The organism is Mariniflexile aquimaris, from assembly GCF_042676825.1.
In the GTDB taxonomy this organism is placed as follows: Bacteria; Bacteroidota; Bacteroidia; order Flavobacteriales; family Flavobacteriaceae; genus Mariniflexile; species Mariniflexile aquimaris.
Genome location: NZ_JBHTIB010000012.1, coordinates 179,213 through 196,533, shown reverse-complemented (window position 1 = coordinate 196,533; position 17,321 = coordinate 179,213). Strand labels below are relative to the sequence as shown.

Here is a 17,321-nt window from a genome sequence, read left to right as displayed (position 1 = left end):
ATCGTATTTTGAAGGAATCAATCTGAACAAATATAAGTATTAATACTTAATTTTAATTCACTAATACGTATTTTTGAACAATAAGCAAAAACAACTTACTATTTTTACAGATATAAAATATTTACTCCATGCAATTATTAAAAAAATAAATTTCTTTATAAAGGAGGAGGTTACGCAATCAATTTTATAACTGTTAATTACGCCTTAATACGCTTATGCGCTTTATTTCTTAAATAGGCTACAACAGCCACAAATACCATCAAAAATGCTAATACATAGACGAATTTCGGTATAGGTAACGGATCGCCTGCCGCATAACTATGTAAACCTGATAAATAGTAATTTACTCCAAAAGATGTCATAATTATAGACCAAAACGCGAACATACTTGCGACATTTAACACGTAATTATTATTTAATTTTGGAATAAATCGTAGATGTAAAACTATGGCATACACAATAATACTAATTAAAGCCCAGGTTTCTTTCGGGTCCCATGCCCAATAACGACCCCAAGATTCATTGGCCCAAACACCGCCTAAAAACGTACCAACCGCTAATACAAACAACCCAATAGTCATGGCTATTTCGTTAATATAACTTAGCTCCTGAATTTTAATATCGATGATGGCTTTTGTTTTTTCGGTTTTGAATATAAGTAACAACAGAGCCATTAACCCTAACACACTCGATAAAGCCAAAGGCGCATAACTACTAACAATGGTTGCCACGTGTATTTTTAACCAATACGACTTTAAAACAGGCATCAAGTTCGTTATTTCCGGATTTAACCAATCCAGATAACTCACAAACAGCAGTGCACCAGAAAACAAGGTTGATAAGGGCAGCGCAAAATCTGATTTTCTAAACGTAATTAATCCGCATAATAATAAAACCCATGCAACAAACACCAGCATTTCGTAACCATTACTCCAGGGTGCATGTTGCGCCACATACCAACGCAATAAAATGTTTCCTGTAAAACTTAAAAACGACACTAAGGTTAGTATTATTAAACCATTATTTAAAAATTCTATGACTTTCTTGTTATAAAACATTTTTAAAATGGCCAGAACCAATAACAAAAAGCCCAATGTAAAAAATACCTGAAATAACCAAAAATTAATATTGGCGGTGTTATACCATATTTCTGCTTCAATTCGTTCGGGAGTTGGAATTACTTGAGCCCCTAAAACTTCTTGATACTTTTTTATATAAAGCAACTTTTCGTGCGCTTCATCATAATTATTAATGGCAATATCTTTAAAATAGGAAGGCATTATACTTTGCGCGAACAAACCATCTTCTTCAGGAAAATCTTTAAAATGATGGGTATAACTAAACCAAGTGTTGTTGGCATCGTTTTTATTAGGAAATATTTTCAGGTAATTTCCTATAAACAAATTGTAAAGAATGTTAAAGCGTTCATCAATTTTTAATACTTCTTTATCAAATTCATTTCGTTCGGCAGGTTTTTTCTTATTGGCTAATTCAACTTCTGTTGTTAAAATATAATCGCCGTTATTATCAATCAATTCATTAAAAGCAACCAAGTTATTAGCTCCGATAGTTACGTTTTTTAAAAGGTCTCCAGTCTTTTCAAAATCTATTTCAATCAATGGAATTTGCTGCCATACATTTGGCGCCATATGCATTGCCAGAAACACCTGATTAACATCGAGCGTTATTTTCTTGCCGATTATAGGATATGAAAAACTAGATTTTCGAGATATTTTTCGAACAAATTCTGAAGCCAGCGTGTTTATTGGTTTAATCCTACCATCTAAATCCTGTACCAACAATCTTCCGAAATATTCGGCATGCGCCTTATCAACTTGCTGAGTTTTAATTAATTTTTCAATACGCGTCGCTGTAGAATCATTCATAGAAGCAGCGAACATCACCTGAAGACTAAATAATAAGAGAACCGTAACAAGCTGCTTTTTCTTTAATTGTTTTAATTTTCGATTAATCAAGTGAAAACGTGAGGCTTTTCCAAATAGCGCGAAAAACATCCCCAACATCATTAATAAATAACCCAAATAAGTAACTAATGTTCCTAATCGATCATGGTTTACAGAAAGTACCGTGCCTAATTCATCGGTATCATAACTGGCCTGAAAAAAACGATATCCTTTGTAGTCAAGAACATTATTCATAAAAATTCTATACGGTATTTTCTCATTTCCATCAATCACTGTCACCTCGCTAGCGTATGCCGACGGACTAGATGACCCCGGGTAGCGCTCTAACTGAAAATCATTTAATTGAATGGAGAATGGCGTTTTAATAGCGGCAGCACCATACGACAAAATAACTCGAAAACCATCAATTTCTACTTCGTGATGTGTAGGTAACATACCTTGTCTGTACAATAAATTTAATGGTTTTTCAATACCGTTAACCGATACATTTACTATTAAAGCATCGTCTTTTGTTTTATCGTTATCCTTAGGTTTTACAGCAGTACTTTTAATTTTAAACACGCCATTTTTATAATACGATAACGGCACAAAAGACATATCACCTGAACGATATAAAGTCCTTAAAGTAATGGGCTGTATACTATCTTTAGAAATTCTTCCGGCCTGTTGCGAAGACATGATAAAGAAATCTAAATCGAATGGTGATTTAATGCTGAAGGAACCATTTTCTTCAATAATATTAATAATCCCTTCTTTATCAGAATTGAATCCAATTTCATGATGATGATCTCCTATTGTTTCAATTTCACCTTGCTTCATGTAAACCGTGTGTCTGCCATTGCCTTCGCTAACAACCATTTCCAATAGCGGTTCTCCACCATTTTCCTCGTTTGCAACTTCCGCTTCAGCGTCTGGAATAAACTCTTTATAGGTAATAATTACAGGTTTATCTTTAAACCTTGTTTCTATGCTAAAATGGTTATTGCTAATTGGCGAAAACGATAATTTTTCTTTTAAAGCCGTTTTAGATGTGCCGTCTGTGATTGTAACGTTTAAAAAGTTTGTGTCTGAAATTACAATGTTTGAGGATTCGCCTTCTCTAATTCTCATGATGCCGCCGTAAGAGGTATATCGGGTAATGGCAGCGCCCAAAATAATCACTATAAAAGCCACATGAAATAGCAATATGGCCCATTTTTCTTTTCGCAATAACTTGTATTTAAAAATATGAGCGATAAACACAAAAACTAACCCCAGCATGACTAATTCGAACCACCATGAATCGTAAATGGCCACCCATGCTGTTGCTGTGCCATAATCGTTTTCTACAAAAGTGGCAACTGCCATAGATACAGCAAAAATGAGCAATAAGAGTAATGCTAAACTTGAAGATGAAAAGATTTTAAAAAATTTTTGCATGGAAAATTATTAAATATAAAAAGATAACCTTTGATGATTTTATAAGACCACAAAGGTTATCTTTCTTAGTAATTCGTTACAATAAAAAGTAAATTAATTATTTTTTGCTACTTGCTTAGTGCCGTATTTAGCTTCGCGTTTTTTTGCAGCTTCTAACCATTGTGGCACTAAGGTTTTTTTAAACTCAGCTTTTTCTTTTTTCAGAGTTTCAACATCCAATCCAATATATTTTTGAGCCTTTTCTTTGGTAGAAATATCTGGCATATCTACTGGTTTGTTATGCCCCAGTTCCGCTAATAAGCGTGCTAATTTAACACGTCCTTCTTGAATAATTGAAAAGCCGCTTCCTAACACTCTAGCCGATTCAACTGGTGAATGGAATGATGAGCCATGTCCTGCTGCCGCATAATCCCAACGCCATTGTGCATGACGGATATCCATTAAAATATCTTTCATTTGGGCTTCAGTGGCGCCTAAATCCCATGCTTTCTTAGCTTCAACGTGTGCTTTAACTAAGAAATCTTCTAATTTTATTCTGTTTTCGGTAGATTTTTGTTGACGCTCATATACATTCAATTTTAATTTATCGGCATCTTCTCTGTGACAAACCTGACAAGCATTAGCCACATTGTTTAAAGGCGATTGAATGTGGTGGTCTGTAAATTTCTGACCACCTTCACTTTTGTACGGCATATGGCAATCGGCACAAGAAACTCCCCTATCTGCATGAACACCGGTTAAATACACTTCGTAATCTGGATGCTGCGCTTTAAGCATTGGTGCACGACTTAACTCGTGTGTCCAATCTGAAAACTCGATGGCATCATAATATTCTTCCATAGCTTCAACAGTCATTCCATTAACCCACGGGAATTTTAAATACGGAATCCCTTCGTTTCCAGGATTCTTTTTATCAAAATAATACTCCACATGGCATTGTGCACAAACTAAAGAACGCATTTCTTGGTGGGTTGCTTTATTAATGTCTTTACCCATGGCTTGAAAAGCTTCAACCAAAGCTGGTCTTGAAATTGTTAATTTCATAGTTTTAGAGTCGTGACAATCTGCGCATCCAATAGGGTTTACAACCTCTTCGCCTTTATCTGCCCATTTACCGGCATAAAATTCAGCTATTCCTTTTTCATTCATTAAACGCGGTACATCTGGACTTTTGCATGTCCAACATGTTGCAGGCATCGGGCCATCTCCTGCTCCTTTTGGCGCACCAGTTCTAAGTGTATTGTGTAAATCTTCAATAGCATAATAATGCCCTCTACCTTGCTTGTAATCTTTAGAAAAACCATATCCAGCCCAAAGCACTACTAATCGGCTGTCCTCATGCAAAATATCGCGCATAGCACTTCCACCTTGGTAGGATGCAAAACTGGTATCGGCCGTTTGTAAATACGACTGATATTCCGCTGGAAAATTTTTCCCCCATTCTGCATTTCTCGGTTCATTTTCAGCAATTTCAACCTGTGGAACATATTTATATTTAGCTTCGTTTTTTCTATTAACAATACTAGATGCTAACATTCCTAAAAGAAATACTACCACTGCCGTAACTATAAATAAAACCTTGTTTTTCATGTATTAAGTTTTTAATTTACTTCTTTTTATTTTCCATTTCTTTTTCCAACCATTCTGGAATTACAGATTTTTCGGGATCTGTAGGTATCGGTGCAATATTATTTTTAATTGTTGAAATACCATGAATAGTACCATGTGGCACCTCTTGGTGGCAACTCCAACATTGTCTTTCTGTTCTGTTTTTAGCGTGATCGTCTACAAAACCATCATATTTAGTTTGCGTAACTTGCTGAACATGACAACGAATACAGTTGTTTTGAACCACTTCTGCCGATTCCTCTCGCATAAACATCACTTCGGGTTCTGCTCTTAACGTAAATACCGAAGCATGAAACAAACCGTCTTTTGCTTTAAAATAATACTGATTAAATATATTGTTATGCGGCACATGGCAATCGTTACAAGATGCCCATTCTCTGTGCGAACTATGCATCCAACTATTGTAAACTGGAGTCATGACGTGGCAATTTACACATGCCAACGGATCGTCTGACATATAAGAAACCAATGCTGCCTCTTTAGACATAAAAAAACCTAAGCCTGTAATTACTGCAATTAAAAACACCGCCGTGGTTCTCCAGCGAGACTTTTTTTCGGGCAATATGTTTCTTTTAAGATTCACAGGTTTAAATTTTACGTTTAAAGATAACTATTTTTATTAAATCCAATCAAATATAAATAATAACTTCAATTTTACTTCTAATTTTTAATCGGACACAAAAATCATAGAACGTAAAAATATACAATATGATTAAAATCATATTTTGAAAAATAATAACCATGCTTTAAACATTCAATGTAAGCATTCATTAATTATATAAAAAAAAAGTGGCTATTAACCTTTTATTAATAGCCACTTGATAAAAATTAATAAGACTTCTTAGTAATTTAATGTATTGATACTGTTATTTATTAAATGTATAGCTAATACCGAACTGTATCATAGAAGTTGTCATTTCATAGCCAATAGAAGTTCCAGGCACCACGCCATTAGGGTTGCTTGCTGAAGCCATAAAAGGTGATAACATATTCCCTTCTGTTGCACCACTACTATCTCCATAATGATATACTGCATCTATTTTCCAGCTATCATTTACTATATAACTAAATCCAAATTGGTAAGCATTTTTAATGATTGCTGTAGCAGGAATATTAAAAAATGTTATTTCTTCTGGTATTGGATTAGAGCTATAAGTATATCCTATACGTAAAGGCAATTTATTGATACCTTTATACTGTAATCCAGCAGAAAGAATTGAAATGTTTTCCCATCCAAATCCGGCAACAGATGCTGTTTGAGTCCATCCTGTTTTTTCGAAACCTTCGGTATTTTCATAGTCCACTCTTCTAAAATCTAAAGCAAAATCAATATCGCTTGTAGAATATCCAAGTCCAACAGACATAATTGCTGGATAATCCATTTGGAATTTATTTTTAGCAGTACTATTATCTAAATAGGTATTGGTGAATTCGAATTCACTGAAAGTTTGTGCTGTTTTATAGGAAGCGCCTAATTTTAATCCGAATCCTGAATCATAAAATAATCCGAATTGTGCGCCATAACCTATAGCCGAAGCTTTATCGGTTGTTGGATATCCAGCTGTTGTTGGATTTGCTGTAGGATTTGGTGCTAATTCTAAGGCTGCATAATTTACTGTTGGCTGAATACCTATAGAAAATTTATCTGAAATCTCGTAAGCATATGATAAACCAACTTGCAACAACATATAATCAGATTCTATATGACCAAAACCACCTGCAGCTTGCGGATAATTTATAGGGTTGGAATTTATCGTAGGATTAAAAGATGCACTTAATGGATTATTAGTTTCTTCTGGAAAAGTAACACCAAAGCCACTAATACCAAATGCAGAAGCCCCAAAGGTGTGTTTACTACCTTCTTTCCCCCAAACCATAGCTAATGCTGGCATAGGAGACATCCCTCTATCATCCATTGTTGTGCCACTAACACCAGGAGCTCCGGTTCCTAACATACCTGCTGGTAACGAAGAAGAAAGTTCTGGTGAAGAAAAGAACAAACCAACGTCCAGTTTTAAAATTTTGCTATCAAAAGCCGAAAGTGTAGCGGGGTTCCATTGCATAGCTCCCGAAATATCAAGAGGTTGTGCGGTTGCCGCGCCACCCATAGACATATTTACAGCGCCTACGCCTTGCATAATATGTCCAGCTTGCGAAAATACAGCTGAAGTAAAAAACAAAAATAATAGTTTTATAAAGTTAGTTTTCATAATTAGGTAGTTTATGCACCATATTATATGATGCGATTATTAAATATTAATACTACAAAATTAACTTTGCATATCTGCTATATCTATGACATTTGTTAGCTTTTTTTAATTATAAAGCGCTGAAAGCCTTTATGTAACCTATGTTACACAAGGATTCATGTATGACTTCTGTCATGTTTTTTAGACCCCCCAAGGATTAATTTTACGAAACAAAAGAATTACAAAATCGATTTGTTTTGTAATCCATACTTAAACTTTTAAACATGAAAAATTTAGTAATATTAGGTGCAGGAACTTCAGGAACCATGATGGCAAATCATCTGGTTTCTAAACTCCCAAAAAAGGAATGGAAAATTTCTATAGTAGACCAATATAAAACACATTATTATCAACCAGGATTTTTATTTCTTCCTTTCGACACGTATACAGAAGACCAAGTAAAGAAAGAAGGAAAAAAATTCATCCCAAAGGGCGTTAATTACATTCAAAAAAAGATAGAAAAAATTCTACCGGAAAATAATAAAGTAGAACTAGAGGACGAAACTATCGATTATGATATCTTAATTATTGCTACCGGATCTAAAATTGCTCCAGAAGAAACAGAAGGTCTACTCGGACCATTATGGCACAAAGATATTTTTGATTTCTATACTTTTGAAGGCGCTTTAGCTTTACGAAACAAATTGCGTGAATGGGAAGGTGGCAAATTAGTGGTGCACTTAACTGAAATGCCAATAAAATGTCCTGTGGCACCTTTAGAATTTACTTTTTTAGCGGATGCTTATTTTACTAAAAAAGGTATGCGTGACAAAGTTGAAATCACCTATGTAACCCCGCTATCTGGCGCATTTACAAAACCAACATGTTCAAAATCATTAAGTTATTTACTTGCTGAAAAAGGCGTTAAAATGGAAACAGATTTCGCTATAGAAAGAGTTGATAACGAAACAAAAGAAATTATTGATTATGGTGAGAAAAAAATTCCGTTCGATTTATTAGTAACAGTTCCCACAAATATGGGTGATGAAGTGATTGAAAGATCTGGCTTAGGCGACGATTTAAACTTTGTTCCAACTAATAAACATACATTACAGTCCATCGATCATGAAAACATTTTCGTAATAGGAGATGCTACTAATGTACCCGCTTCTAAAGCAGGATCTGTAGCACACTTTCAAGCCGAAACATTAACCGACAATATTCTACTTTACATAAATGGTTTTATACTAAAAGAAGAATTTGACGGGCATGCAAATTGTTTTATTGAAACTGGACATAACAAAGCATTACTCATCGATTTCAATTATAACACAGAACCCGTTCATGGCACTTTCCCGTTTGCCAAAATTGGACCTCTAAAATTATTAAAAGAAAGTGTACTTAACCATTGGGGAAAATTAGCCTTCAGATGGATTTATTGGAACATGCTATTAAAAGGTATTGCCATACCGTTTGTTTCTAGAAACATGAGTTTTAAAGGTAAAATATTCGACATTAAAAAAAATTAATTAATAACAAACTAAATATAAATATTATGGATTTAAATATTGCAGGAATTAGACTAGACGTTACAGAAGATGGATATTTAACAGATGTATCGCAATGGACTAAAGAAATTGGCTTAGAAATAGCTAAAAACGAAGGAATTGAAATGACCGACAGACACTGGGAAGTTGTTAAATGGTTACAAGAGCAAGTTAAAAACGATGTGGCTTTATCTATTAGAGGCATTAAAAAAAGTGGCGTAATAGACATTAAAGAATTCTATGCACTTTTCCCTAACGGACCATTAAAGGTGTCAACAAAAATAGCTGGTGTTCCAAAACCAAAAAGCTGTATCTAATTTTAAAACAAAATACTAACATAAAACACAATATTATGAGTACAAAAGTTAAAAAAATGCTTTTCATCTTATCGAAAGCCACCATCGAAAACGCTTATGCGGCATTTGTAATGGCTAATGGTGCAAGAATGGAAGGCATCGAATCTGAAATATTTTTTACGTTTTTTGGATTAGAAGCTATTCAAAAGAAAAAACTAGAACATTTACACGTTGCCACTGTAGGTAACCCAGGGATGCATATTCCAACAATGATTGGCGGGTTACCTGGTATGGAAGCTTTTGCAACCAAAATGATGAAAAAAGAAATGGAAAAACTAGATATGCCTCCAGTTGGCGAATTTTTAGAAATCCTTTCAGATTCTGGTTGTAAACTTTGGGGATGTAAACTAGCTGTTGATATGTTTCACCTGAAAAAAGAAGATTTAATTGATGAATTAGACGGTATTTTAACAATCGGCGATTTTTATAATAGAGCCGATACAGAAGGATGTCAAATTGTATTTATTTAACACAACCCATCAAATTAAAAAACTTAAAACAGTCAAAAATATATTTTGACTGTTTTTTTTTGAATTGACTTTCTGAAAAAACTGCCTTTCCTTAAAAATCCTAAATTAATTTGAAGGCAAAATACACGATTTACTTAATCTTTTCATCACCGATTTCAAACCTAAATTAAGTGTTTGCTTCATTTCTTTCGAGTTGTCTTTATGACACTGCAAACAAGCTCCCACTAGCAAAATTCTTTTTTGTTCCTCGACATTAAATGGTCTAAAATCAGTCCTCGTAGATTTTACTAACGACTTAGGTTCAGGTTTTAAAAACGGAATCCAAGCATCTTCCGGTAAATTATCATTAGCGTTTAATTCATATTCAGGTGTAAACTCCCACTTACCTTTATTATTCTTAATTTCGTAAGTTAAACTACCATTGCCATATCCTATTGAAGCTGCGTTGGCATGACAAGATTTACAATCGCGAACTTCTTTTGTGGTAGTATGTGGTGAATTTGGGGCATAAAGTCTATGAAACGAAACATCCTCCCCTATTTTTTTGTTCGAATAACTTCCTTTATCTATGGTTAAAATCATACCAGGAATAGCTGGTTCAATTGTTTTACCTTCTTTATTCTGTCGAACGCCCATCGCTGGAAGTGACGACGAGAATTCGGCAACATATTCCTTCCATTGTCCTTTTACATATTTTTTAGCTAACAAATCATAACCTCGAGGTTCCTCTTTATCAAACTGATTATGGCAACCAATACAGCGCGGTGTCCACGAAGAATGACACGCCGAACAACTTACGTTTTTATGGGCATTATCACGCGAACACACCTCCGATTGTGGTTTTAATTCATGCAGCTTATTGTCTTTTTTACCAATTAAAAAAGCATTGCCCTTTTCATCAACATAGGTGTTTACCAACGGGTTATTATCTTTTTTGGTCACTATAATTTGCTTATCGTAATGTTTATAGCTGCGATGCATAAATACATTTTTGCTTTCCACATCAATGTCTTTATAAGCAATTGTATTGGGTTTCCCATCAAAATGACAATCTAAACATTGTATTTTTACAGCCTGCTCTTCATGTAAATAGGTTTTTCCATCACCCATAACTTCATGCGAAGAATGGCAATCTATACATAACATCCCTTTAGTATGATGCACATCTTCGGCTATATATTTATAAACCCTTTTGTCTTCTAAAACCTGATAACCTTTTTTATGTTTAACAGCTTCTTCATCTAAAAGAGTTTCTTGCAAGCCCATATAATTAGTAGAAATTCTACTCGACCGACTATGACAGCCAAAACAATGTGTATTATTCACAAAAATATTGGTTGCCGGATGAAATTGAGGAAGTGTTTTTTTATTGGAAGCCAAATACTTATTTAAATCTGCCTTAGCTTCTGCAGAATAATTTAAATGACAAGCATTGCAACCACCACCTCTGCTTAATTGATTAATTTCACCATAAGACGTTTTTTCGGCACCTAAATGACAGTTGGCACACAAATCTCTTAGATGTTTATCTGAAGCTGAGTTCTTTATATCTTTAATATGAAATTGGTAGTCAGGATGCCCTGTTTCTCCAAAAATAAACTTATCAACGGCAACTAAACCGCTATTCGTTGTCATTAACGACTTATTTATTTTATTTAATTCGTTTGGATGGCATGTTCCACAGGTTTCTTTGGCGTCTGACAGATTTCCTGGAATTAAAATCATGCCTTTATGAGCTTCTTCTTTATCGAGTGAGAGTGTATTTCCTAAATGGCAACTAGCACAACCAATGATTTCGGGATTATGAAACTTTGAATACCCTTTAGTATTGCTATGGCATTGTAAACAAGACTCAGTAAGAGACACTTCCGTATTTATACTCCCGTTTTCATAACCATTATCTGTTTTAAATAATTCTTTATTTCTAAAAAAAAACAATAGCCCAAACAGTAAAAAAAGAGATAAAAATAAAACGTAAAACTTATATTTTCTATTCATTGATTAAACTGTTTTTCAAATCTACAATATTTTAAAATTTTTTAAATTATAAATAGGCTCTAAACTAAATAGTTAGAGTTCTTATGTAACTTATGTTACACATAAAACACTGATTACATGATATTTATCATAATATCCAGCGGTAAATATAAATATTTTTACACGGTAAAATAAATTAACATATGACTACTTCTCGAAGAAAATTTATTAAAATTTCTGCCTTAGGTATAGGAGGTTTGGCAACAGTTTCAACTGCTTACAAAATGTTTGGTGGCAACGCTTATTTGGATGCCGTTGTAAAAGAAAATATTGCCAATAAATTTAAACGTTCAGCAACCTATTGCGAAGTTTGCTTTTGGAAATGTGCTGCATGGGCATATTCAGACGATGAAGGAAATATTCAAAAAATAATTGGAAATGATGATGATTCGCATTGCAACGGAAGACTTTGCCCCAGAGGTACGGGCGGTGTTGGAATGTATAGCGATGACGACCGACTAAAAACACCTTTAATTAGAACGACCATAGATGGCGAAGAAACCTATAGAGAAGCCAGTTGGGAAGAAGCCTTAGATTTAATTGCTTCAAAATTTAAAGGTATTAAAGAAACTTATGGTGCGGAATCTATCGCGCTACTTAAACATGGTTCTCCTGGAAGTCACTTAGAGCATTTATTCAAAGCTATGGGCTCAGATACCATTGCAGAACCTGCTTATGCACAATGCCGCGGACCAAGAGAAACCGGCTTTGGCTTAACATTTGGTTCTTGGGTAGGCTCTCCGGAACCCACCGATATTCGAGATACAAAATGTCTGGTATTAATAGGTTCGCACATTGGTGAAAACATGCATAATACACAAGTTCAGGAAATGTCCGATGCCATAGATAACGGTGCTACTATAATTACGGTAGACCCGAGATTCTCTACAGCGGCGAGTAAATCTGAGCATTGGTTGGCAATTAAACCAGCAACCGATATTGCTTTACTACTTTCTTGGATGCATGTTTTAATTGAAGAAGGTATTTACAATAAAAAATATGTAGAGAAATACACATCAGGGTTCGAACAATTAAAAGCCCACGTTCAAAAATACACTCCGGAATGGGCTTATGGCATTACAACAATAAAACCAGATGTGATAAGAAAAACAGCGCGTATTATGGCCGATGCTGCTCCAGCTGCCATTATTCATCCTGGTAGACATGTAACCTGGTATGGTGATGACTCGCAAAGAGAACGCGCCATAGCCATACTTAACGGTCTATTAGGATCTTGGGGAAATCGCGGAGGATTTTATCTAAAAGAAGGTCTTAAAGTGCCTGATTTCCCATGTCCAGAATACCCAGAACCAAAATGGGGATGGCATGAAATTGGTGAAAAATACCCGTATGCTGAAATGGGAAACACTTCAGAAGTTGTAAACGCCACTATTGGAGGTTCAGATAATAAATATCCTATAAAAGCGTGGATGGTTGCAGGAACAAATTTAATACAAACCTTACCGCAACGCGATAAAACTATTGAAGCTATTAATACTCTAGATTTTATGGTAGTAGTTGATACGATGCCAATGGAAATTACAGGTTATGCCGATGTAGTGCTTCCTGAGTGTACCTATTTAGAACGTTACGACGAGATTCGATCTGCACCCAACAGAATTCCATCTATCGCCGTTAGAATACCAGCCGTAAAACCAAAATACGATTCGAAACCAGCATGGTGGATTAGCAAAGAATTAGGGGAACGTCTTGGTTTGGGTGAATACTTTAATTATAACGATTTTGAAGAAGTGATTGAATGGCAATTACAACAGCTCGGAACCTCATTAGAAGAAATGAAAAAACTAGGTGTTAAACAATACCCAAGAAAATCTGGTTCGCTATTCTTTGAAGAAGACAAAAATCATACATTCTTTACTCCGAGTGGTAAAATTGAATTTTACTCGCATCAATTAGCGGCAAAAGGATTTGATCCCATACCAGTTTACACACCACACCCCGAACCACCACAAGGGTTCTATCGCTTAAATTATGGTCGTTCGCCAATGCATACTTTCAGTAGAACCATAAATAATCCGAACCTTAACGATTTAAAAAGTGAAAACACGCTTTGGGTAAACCCGAAAGTGGCCAGAATATTAGGGTTGAAGAAAAACCAGGAAGTCTGGTTAAAAAATCAAGATGATGTGGTTTCAACTTTTTCCATTAAAGTTAGAGTTACAGAACGCGTACGCTGGGATTCTGTTTATATGTATCACGGTTTTGGACATAACAACAAAAAATTAACAAGAGCTTTTGGTAAAGGTGTAAGCGATACAGATTTAATTACAAAAGTAGTTGTAGACCCCATTATGGGAGGAACCGGACTAAGAGGAAATTTTGTTTCAATATTAACCGAAAACCCACATAAAACATTAGCGATATGAGATATGCCATGGTAATAGACACATTAAAATGTGTTGGATGTAGTGATTGCGTTGTTGCTTGTCAAACAGAAAATAACGTACCAATAGGATATTGTAGAGACTGGATAACCGAAACGGTTGATGGCAGCTATCCCAACATCGTAATGGAATTAAAATCGGAACGTTGTAATCATTGCGACAACGCCCCTTGTGTACGTTGTTGTCCTACGGGTGCCAGCCACATAGTTGATGGGGGCATTGTTTTAGTAACCCCTAACGAATGTATTGGTTGTGGTGCTTGTATTGAGTCTTGTCCTTACGATGCCCGTTTTCAACATCCAGATGGCTATGTAGACAAATGTACGTTCTGTCATCACCGATTAGAAAATGGCCAACTTCCTGCTTGCGTTTCTGTTTGTCCAACCAAATGCATGTATTTTGGCGATTTAGACAATCCGAATAGTGAAGTTTCTCAATTATTAAAAAATAGAAAACATAAAACATTAGCGCCAGAAGCTGGTACTAATCCGCATGTATTTTACCTAATTTAAATTTATTATTATGCAAGAAGAATTATTTACAAGCGGAAGACATATTCCAAATATAGATCCTTCATTACAAATATGGCATTGGCCCATAGCTTTATACTTGTTTTTAGGTGGATTGGCAGCAGGTATTTTATTTTTTGCAGCACTGTTTTATATTCTTAAAAAAGACAAAGAATACCCTGCAGCGGTTAAAATTACTTCGGTTATTCCCCCTATTGCCTTGTCTATTGGGTTACTCGCATTGGTTTACGATTTAACACACCAACTATACACTTGGCAATTGTATACAACATTTAGAATAGAATCGCCAATGTCTTGGGGTGCTTGGGTTTTACTTATTGTAACGCCACTATCTTTTATTTGGACCTTTAGCTATTACAGAGAAGTGTATCCAAAACTAGAATCCAAATTAAAACTATTTGAACGTTTAAAATTCTTGAACACGTTCGAGCAGTTCATTGTAAAAAATAGAATTTATATTGCTTATGCTTTAATACCATTAGCTTTAATTTTGGGCGTTTATACAGGTATTTTATTATCTGCATTTAATGCAAGACCACTTTGGAATAACGCCATATTAGGTCCGTTATTCTTAACTTCTGGACTTTCTACTGGTGCAGCTGCCATCATCTTATTTTCAAAAACCTCAATAGAAAAACACTTATTTGGTAAAATTGATTTGGCTTTAATAATAATAGAATTGGCCCTAATTGTTCACATGATTATGGGGTATTATGCAGGTTCACAAGTACAGTTAGAAGCCATGCAATTATTAGTAGGTGGCGATTTTACAGTAATGTTCTTTGGTTTTGTAGTTATCCTCGGATTAATTGTGCCGGCGGTGTTAGAACTTATTGAGCTCATTGGCTTTAAAGTGCCCGTTATAGTACCCGCTATGTTAGTAATTTTAGGCGGGCTCATCTTTAGATTTGTGATGGTAGAAGCAGGTCAATTAACACGTTTCCTTTATTAAATACTTTAAATTATGAAAATAAAAAATCGAACCGCAGGCCATGTATACTGGAATCCTTATTTCGGAGGCTTTTTATTAGGCATTATCATCCTATTCACGTTTTATATAACAGGTAGAGGTCTGGGTGCTAGTGGTGCTATGAAAAGCGGTGTTGTAACGTTGGTCGATGCAGTATCGCATTCTCATGCAGAACATAATGCTTATTACAAAACATTTATAAGTGAAGACAGTTCGCCAATGAACAACTGGCTGGTTTTTGAAACATTAGGTGTTTTAATTGGCGCCTTTATTTCGGGAGGTTTAAGCGGAAGAATTCGTTGGAGAATTCAGCATTCGCCAAAAATTAGCAGCAAACGTCGTTTAGTATTTGCATTATTAGGCGGTATTTTGTTTGGATTAGGAGCCCAAATTGCTCGCGGTTGTACTAGTGGTGCTGCGTTAAGCGGTATGGCTGTGTTATCTACAGGTGGTTTTTTAACCATGTTTGGCATATTTGGAGCTGCTTATGCAACAGCATACTTCTTTAGAAAAAATTGGATTTAATTAATTAAAAAAAAAACAATATGGGACCATTAATTCCTAACGATATCATACCAATAGAATGGAACAGTATCATCGCAATTTTAATCGGAATCGCATTTGGGTTTATACTCGAAGCATCCGGATTTTCATCATCTAGAAAGTTAGCGGGTGTTTTTTATGGATACGATTTTGCCGTACTTAAAGTGTTTTTTACAGCTGCTGTAGTATCAGTAATTGGCTTGTATTACATGGATTATTTAGGTTATCTAGATATCACTCAATTATATGTGCATCCAACGTACATCTGGGGCGCTATTATAGGCGGTGTTATCATGGGTGTAGGATTTGTAGCTGGAGGTTTTTGCCCTGGCACCAGTTTATGCGCAGTAGCCATTGGAAAAATAGACGCCTGGGTTTATGTAGTGGGAATAATGGTAGGTATTTTCATGTTTTCAGAACTTTTTCATTTCATAGAACCTATTTACGATGGCTATTACTTAGGAAATATAACCTTAGTCGATACCTTTAACTGGAATCCATATTGGTTCATTTTTATATTTTCTATAATAGCAATTGTAGCTTTTGCAATTTCTGATATAGTTCGAAAAAAAGTAAAAAAAGTGTTTTATTAATTAAACATCTCACAAAATGATTAAAAAACGAACCGCCAAAATTCTAGCTTTTAGATACAAAATACTGGCTCTTATTCTTCTTATTCTAGCAGGAGGATTGGTTTTATTACCTAAATATCAAAAAAATGAAGGTATTAAACCAGATCTACTACTGGCCAATGCTATTAGTTTAGAACGTTATATTTCAACCGACCAAATTGCACATAAATTAATCAGTCAAGACCCCTCATTTATTTTAGTAGATGTTAGAGACGAAGCTAGTTTTAAAAGCTATACACTGCCAAACGCTATAAATATTCCATTAAAAAAAATTTTAGATAATGATTCTGCGAGATTTCTGAATCAGAGTCAATATGATGTGGTGTTTTTTTCGAACGATAATTTTTATGCAGACCAAGCATGGATACTATGCAACCGTTTAGGGTATAAAAATCTTCGTGTTTTAAAAGGAGGCATGAATACTTGGTATAACACCATTATAAATCCGCCAAAACCAACTGAAGATATGCCTGAAGAAGCTTTTAAGCTGTATGATACCAGAAAAGCAGCAAGTATGTTTTTTGGCGTTTTTTATCCAGAACAAGTAAAACCTGTTGAGGTTGTTAAACCTAAAATTGTTCCTAAAAAAATTATTACAGTCGAAAAGAAAAAAATGCCTGTTGAAGGAGGTTGCTAATCTTTAAAACTATTTTATTTATAAAAAATAAT

General features: G+C 34.9%; 14 protein-coding genes. 9 read left to right on the top strand and 5 right to left on the bottom strand.

Features of this window, described 5'->3' with window-relative positions:
* Positions 1-197: 197 nt before the first annotated feature.
* From ccsA to ACFQ0I_RS08895, 4 genes are all read right to left on the bottom strand, one after another.
* On the bottom strand, positions 198-3,344 hold the full coding sequence (ccsA, locus tag ACFQ0I_RS08910; RefSeq protein ID WP_379941396.1) for a cytochrome c biogenesis protein: 3,147 nt from the start codon (positions 3,342-3,344) through the stop codon (positions 198-200).
* 93 nt (positions 3,345-3,437) lie between these two features.
* The gene (gene nrfA / locus ACFQ0I_RS08905) at positions 3,438-4,934 is read right to left on the bottom strand and encodes an ammonia-forming cytochrome c nitrite reductase (protein WP_379941394.1); all 1,497 of its coding nucleotides are present in this window, start codon (positions 4,932-4,934) and stop codon (positions 3,438-3,440) included.
* Positions 4,935-4,950: 16 nt separating this feature from the next.
* A complete protein-coding gene (gene nrfH, locus ACFQ0I_RS08900; protein ID WP_379941393.1) occupies positions 4,951-5,556 on the bottom strand; it encodes a cytochrome c nitrite reductase small subunit in 606 nt (201 codons plus the stop codon).
* A 283-nt stretch (positions 5,557-5,839) separates the two neighbouring features.
* A complete protein-coding gene (locus ACFQ0I_RS08895; protein ID WP_379941391.1) occupies positions 5,840-7,183 on the bottom strand; it encodes an OmpP1/FadL family transporter in 1,344 nt (447 codons plus the stop codon).
* Between the two features lie 263 nt (positions 7,184-7,446).
* On the opposite strand from ACFQ0I_RS08895, the gene sqr reads away from it, so the two are divergent.
* Genes sqr through ACFQ0I_RS08880 form a run of 3 tightly spaced genes read left to right on the top strand, consistent with a single transcriptional unit; the run spans position 7,447 to position 9,535 of the window.
* Positions 7,447-8,691, top strand: coding sequence for a type III sulfide quinone reductase, selenoprotein subtype (gene sqr / locus ACFQ0I_RS08890; protein WP_379941389.1), 1,245 nt, complete (start codon positions 7,447-7,449; stop codon positions 8,689-8,691).
* A gap of 26 nt (positions 8,692-8,717) precedes the next feature.
* The gene (locus ACFQ0I_RS08885) at positions 8,718-9,026 is read left to right on the top strand and encodes a TusE/DsrC/DsvC family sulfur relay protein (RefSeq protein WP_379941387.1); all 309 of its coding nucleotides are present in this window, start codon (positions 8,718-8,720) and stop codon (positions 9,024-9,026) included.
* 35 nt (positions 9,027-9,061) lie between these two features.
* Positions 9,062-9,535, top strand: coding sequence for a DsrE/DsrF/DrsH-like family protein (locus ACFQ0I_RS08880; protein WP_379941385.1), 474 nt, complete (start codon positions 9,062-9,064; stop codon positions 9,533-9,535).
* Positions 9,536-9,640: 105 nt separating this feature from the next.
* On the opposite strand, the gene ACFQ0I_RS08875 is transcribed toward ACFQ0I_RS08880, so the two are convergent.
* Positions 9,641-11,533, bottom strand: a complete 1,893-nt coding sequence (locus ACFQ0I_RS08875; RefSeq protein ID WP_379941383.1) for a hypothetical protein — start codon at positions 11,531-11,533, stop codon at positions 9,641-9,643.
* Between the two features lie 182 nt (positions 11,534-11,715).
* Between ACFQ0I_RS08875 and ACFQ0I_RS08870 the strand changes: the two genes are divergently transcribed.
* From ACFQ0I_RS08870 to ACFQ0I_RS08845, 6 genes are read left to right on the top strand one after another with little or no spacing between them, the layout of a single operon-like run.
* Positions 11,716-13,959, top strand: a complete 2,244-nt coding sequence (locus ACFQ0I_RS08870; protein ID WP_379941381.1) for a molybdopterin-containing oxidoreductase family protein — start codon at positions 11,716-11,718, stop codon at positions 13,957-13,959.
* Positions 13,956-14,489, top strand: coding sequence for a 4Fe-4S dicluster domain-containing protein (locus tag ACFQ0I_RS08865; RefSeq protein ID WP_379941379.1), 534 nt, complete (start codon positions 13,956-13,958; stop codon positions 14,487-14,489). The genes ACFQ0I_RS08870 and ACFQ0I_RS08865 overlap by 4 nt, the downstream gene beginning before the upstream one ends.
* 10 nt (positions 14,490-14,499) lie before the next feature.
* Positions 14,500-15,459 (top strand): NrfD/PsrC family molybdoenzyme membrane anchor subunit, encoded by a 960-nt coding sequence (nrfD, locus tag ACFQ0I_RS08860; RefSeq protein ID WP_379941377.1) that lies wholly within the window; start codon positions 14,500-14,502, stop codon positions 15,457-15,459.
* A gap of 12 nt (positions 15,460-15,471) precedes the next feature.
* Positions 15,472-16,002 carry a YeeE/YedE thiosulfate transporter family protein gene (locus ACFQ0I_RS08855; RefSeq protein WP_379941375.1) on the top strand — a complete coding sequence of 177 codons (531 nt, stop codon included), beginning with the start codon at positions 15,472-15,474 and terminating at the stop codon, positions 16,000-16,002.
* A gap of 20 nt (positions 16,003-16,022) precedes the next feature.
* Entirely contained in the window at positions 16,023-16,613 is a 591-nt protein-coding gene (locus ACFQ0I_RS08850) for a YeeE/YedE thiosulfate transporter family protein (RefSeq protein WP_379941373.1), read from the top strand.
* A 16-nt stretch (positions 16,614-16,629) separates the two neighbouring features.
* Positions 16,630-17,289: a rhodanese-like domain-containing protein gene (locus tag ACFQ0I_RS08845; RefSeq protein ID WP_379941371.1), complete on the top strand. Its 660-nt coding sequence runs from the start codon at positions 16,630-16,632 to the stop codon at positions 17,287-17,289.
* The last annotated feature ends 32 nt before the right edge of the window (positions 17,290-17,321 follow it).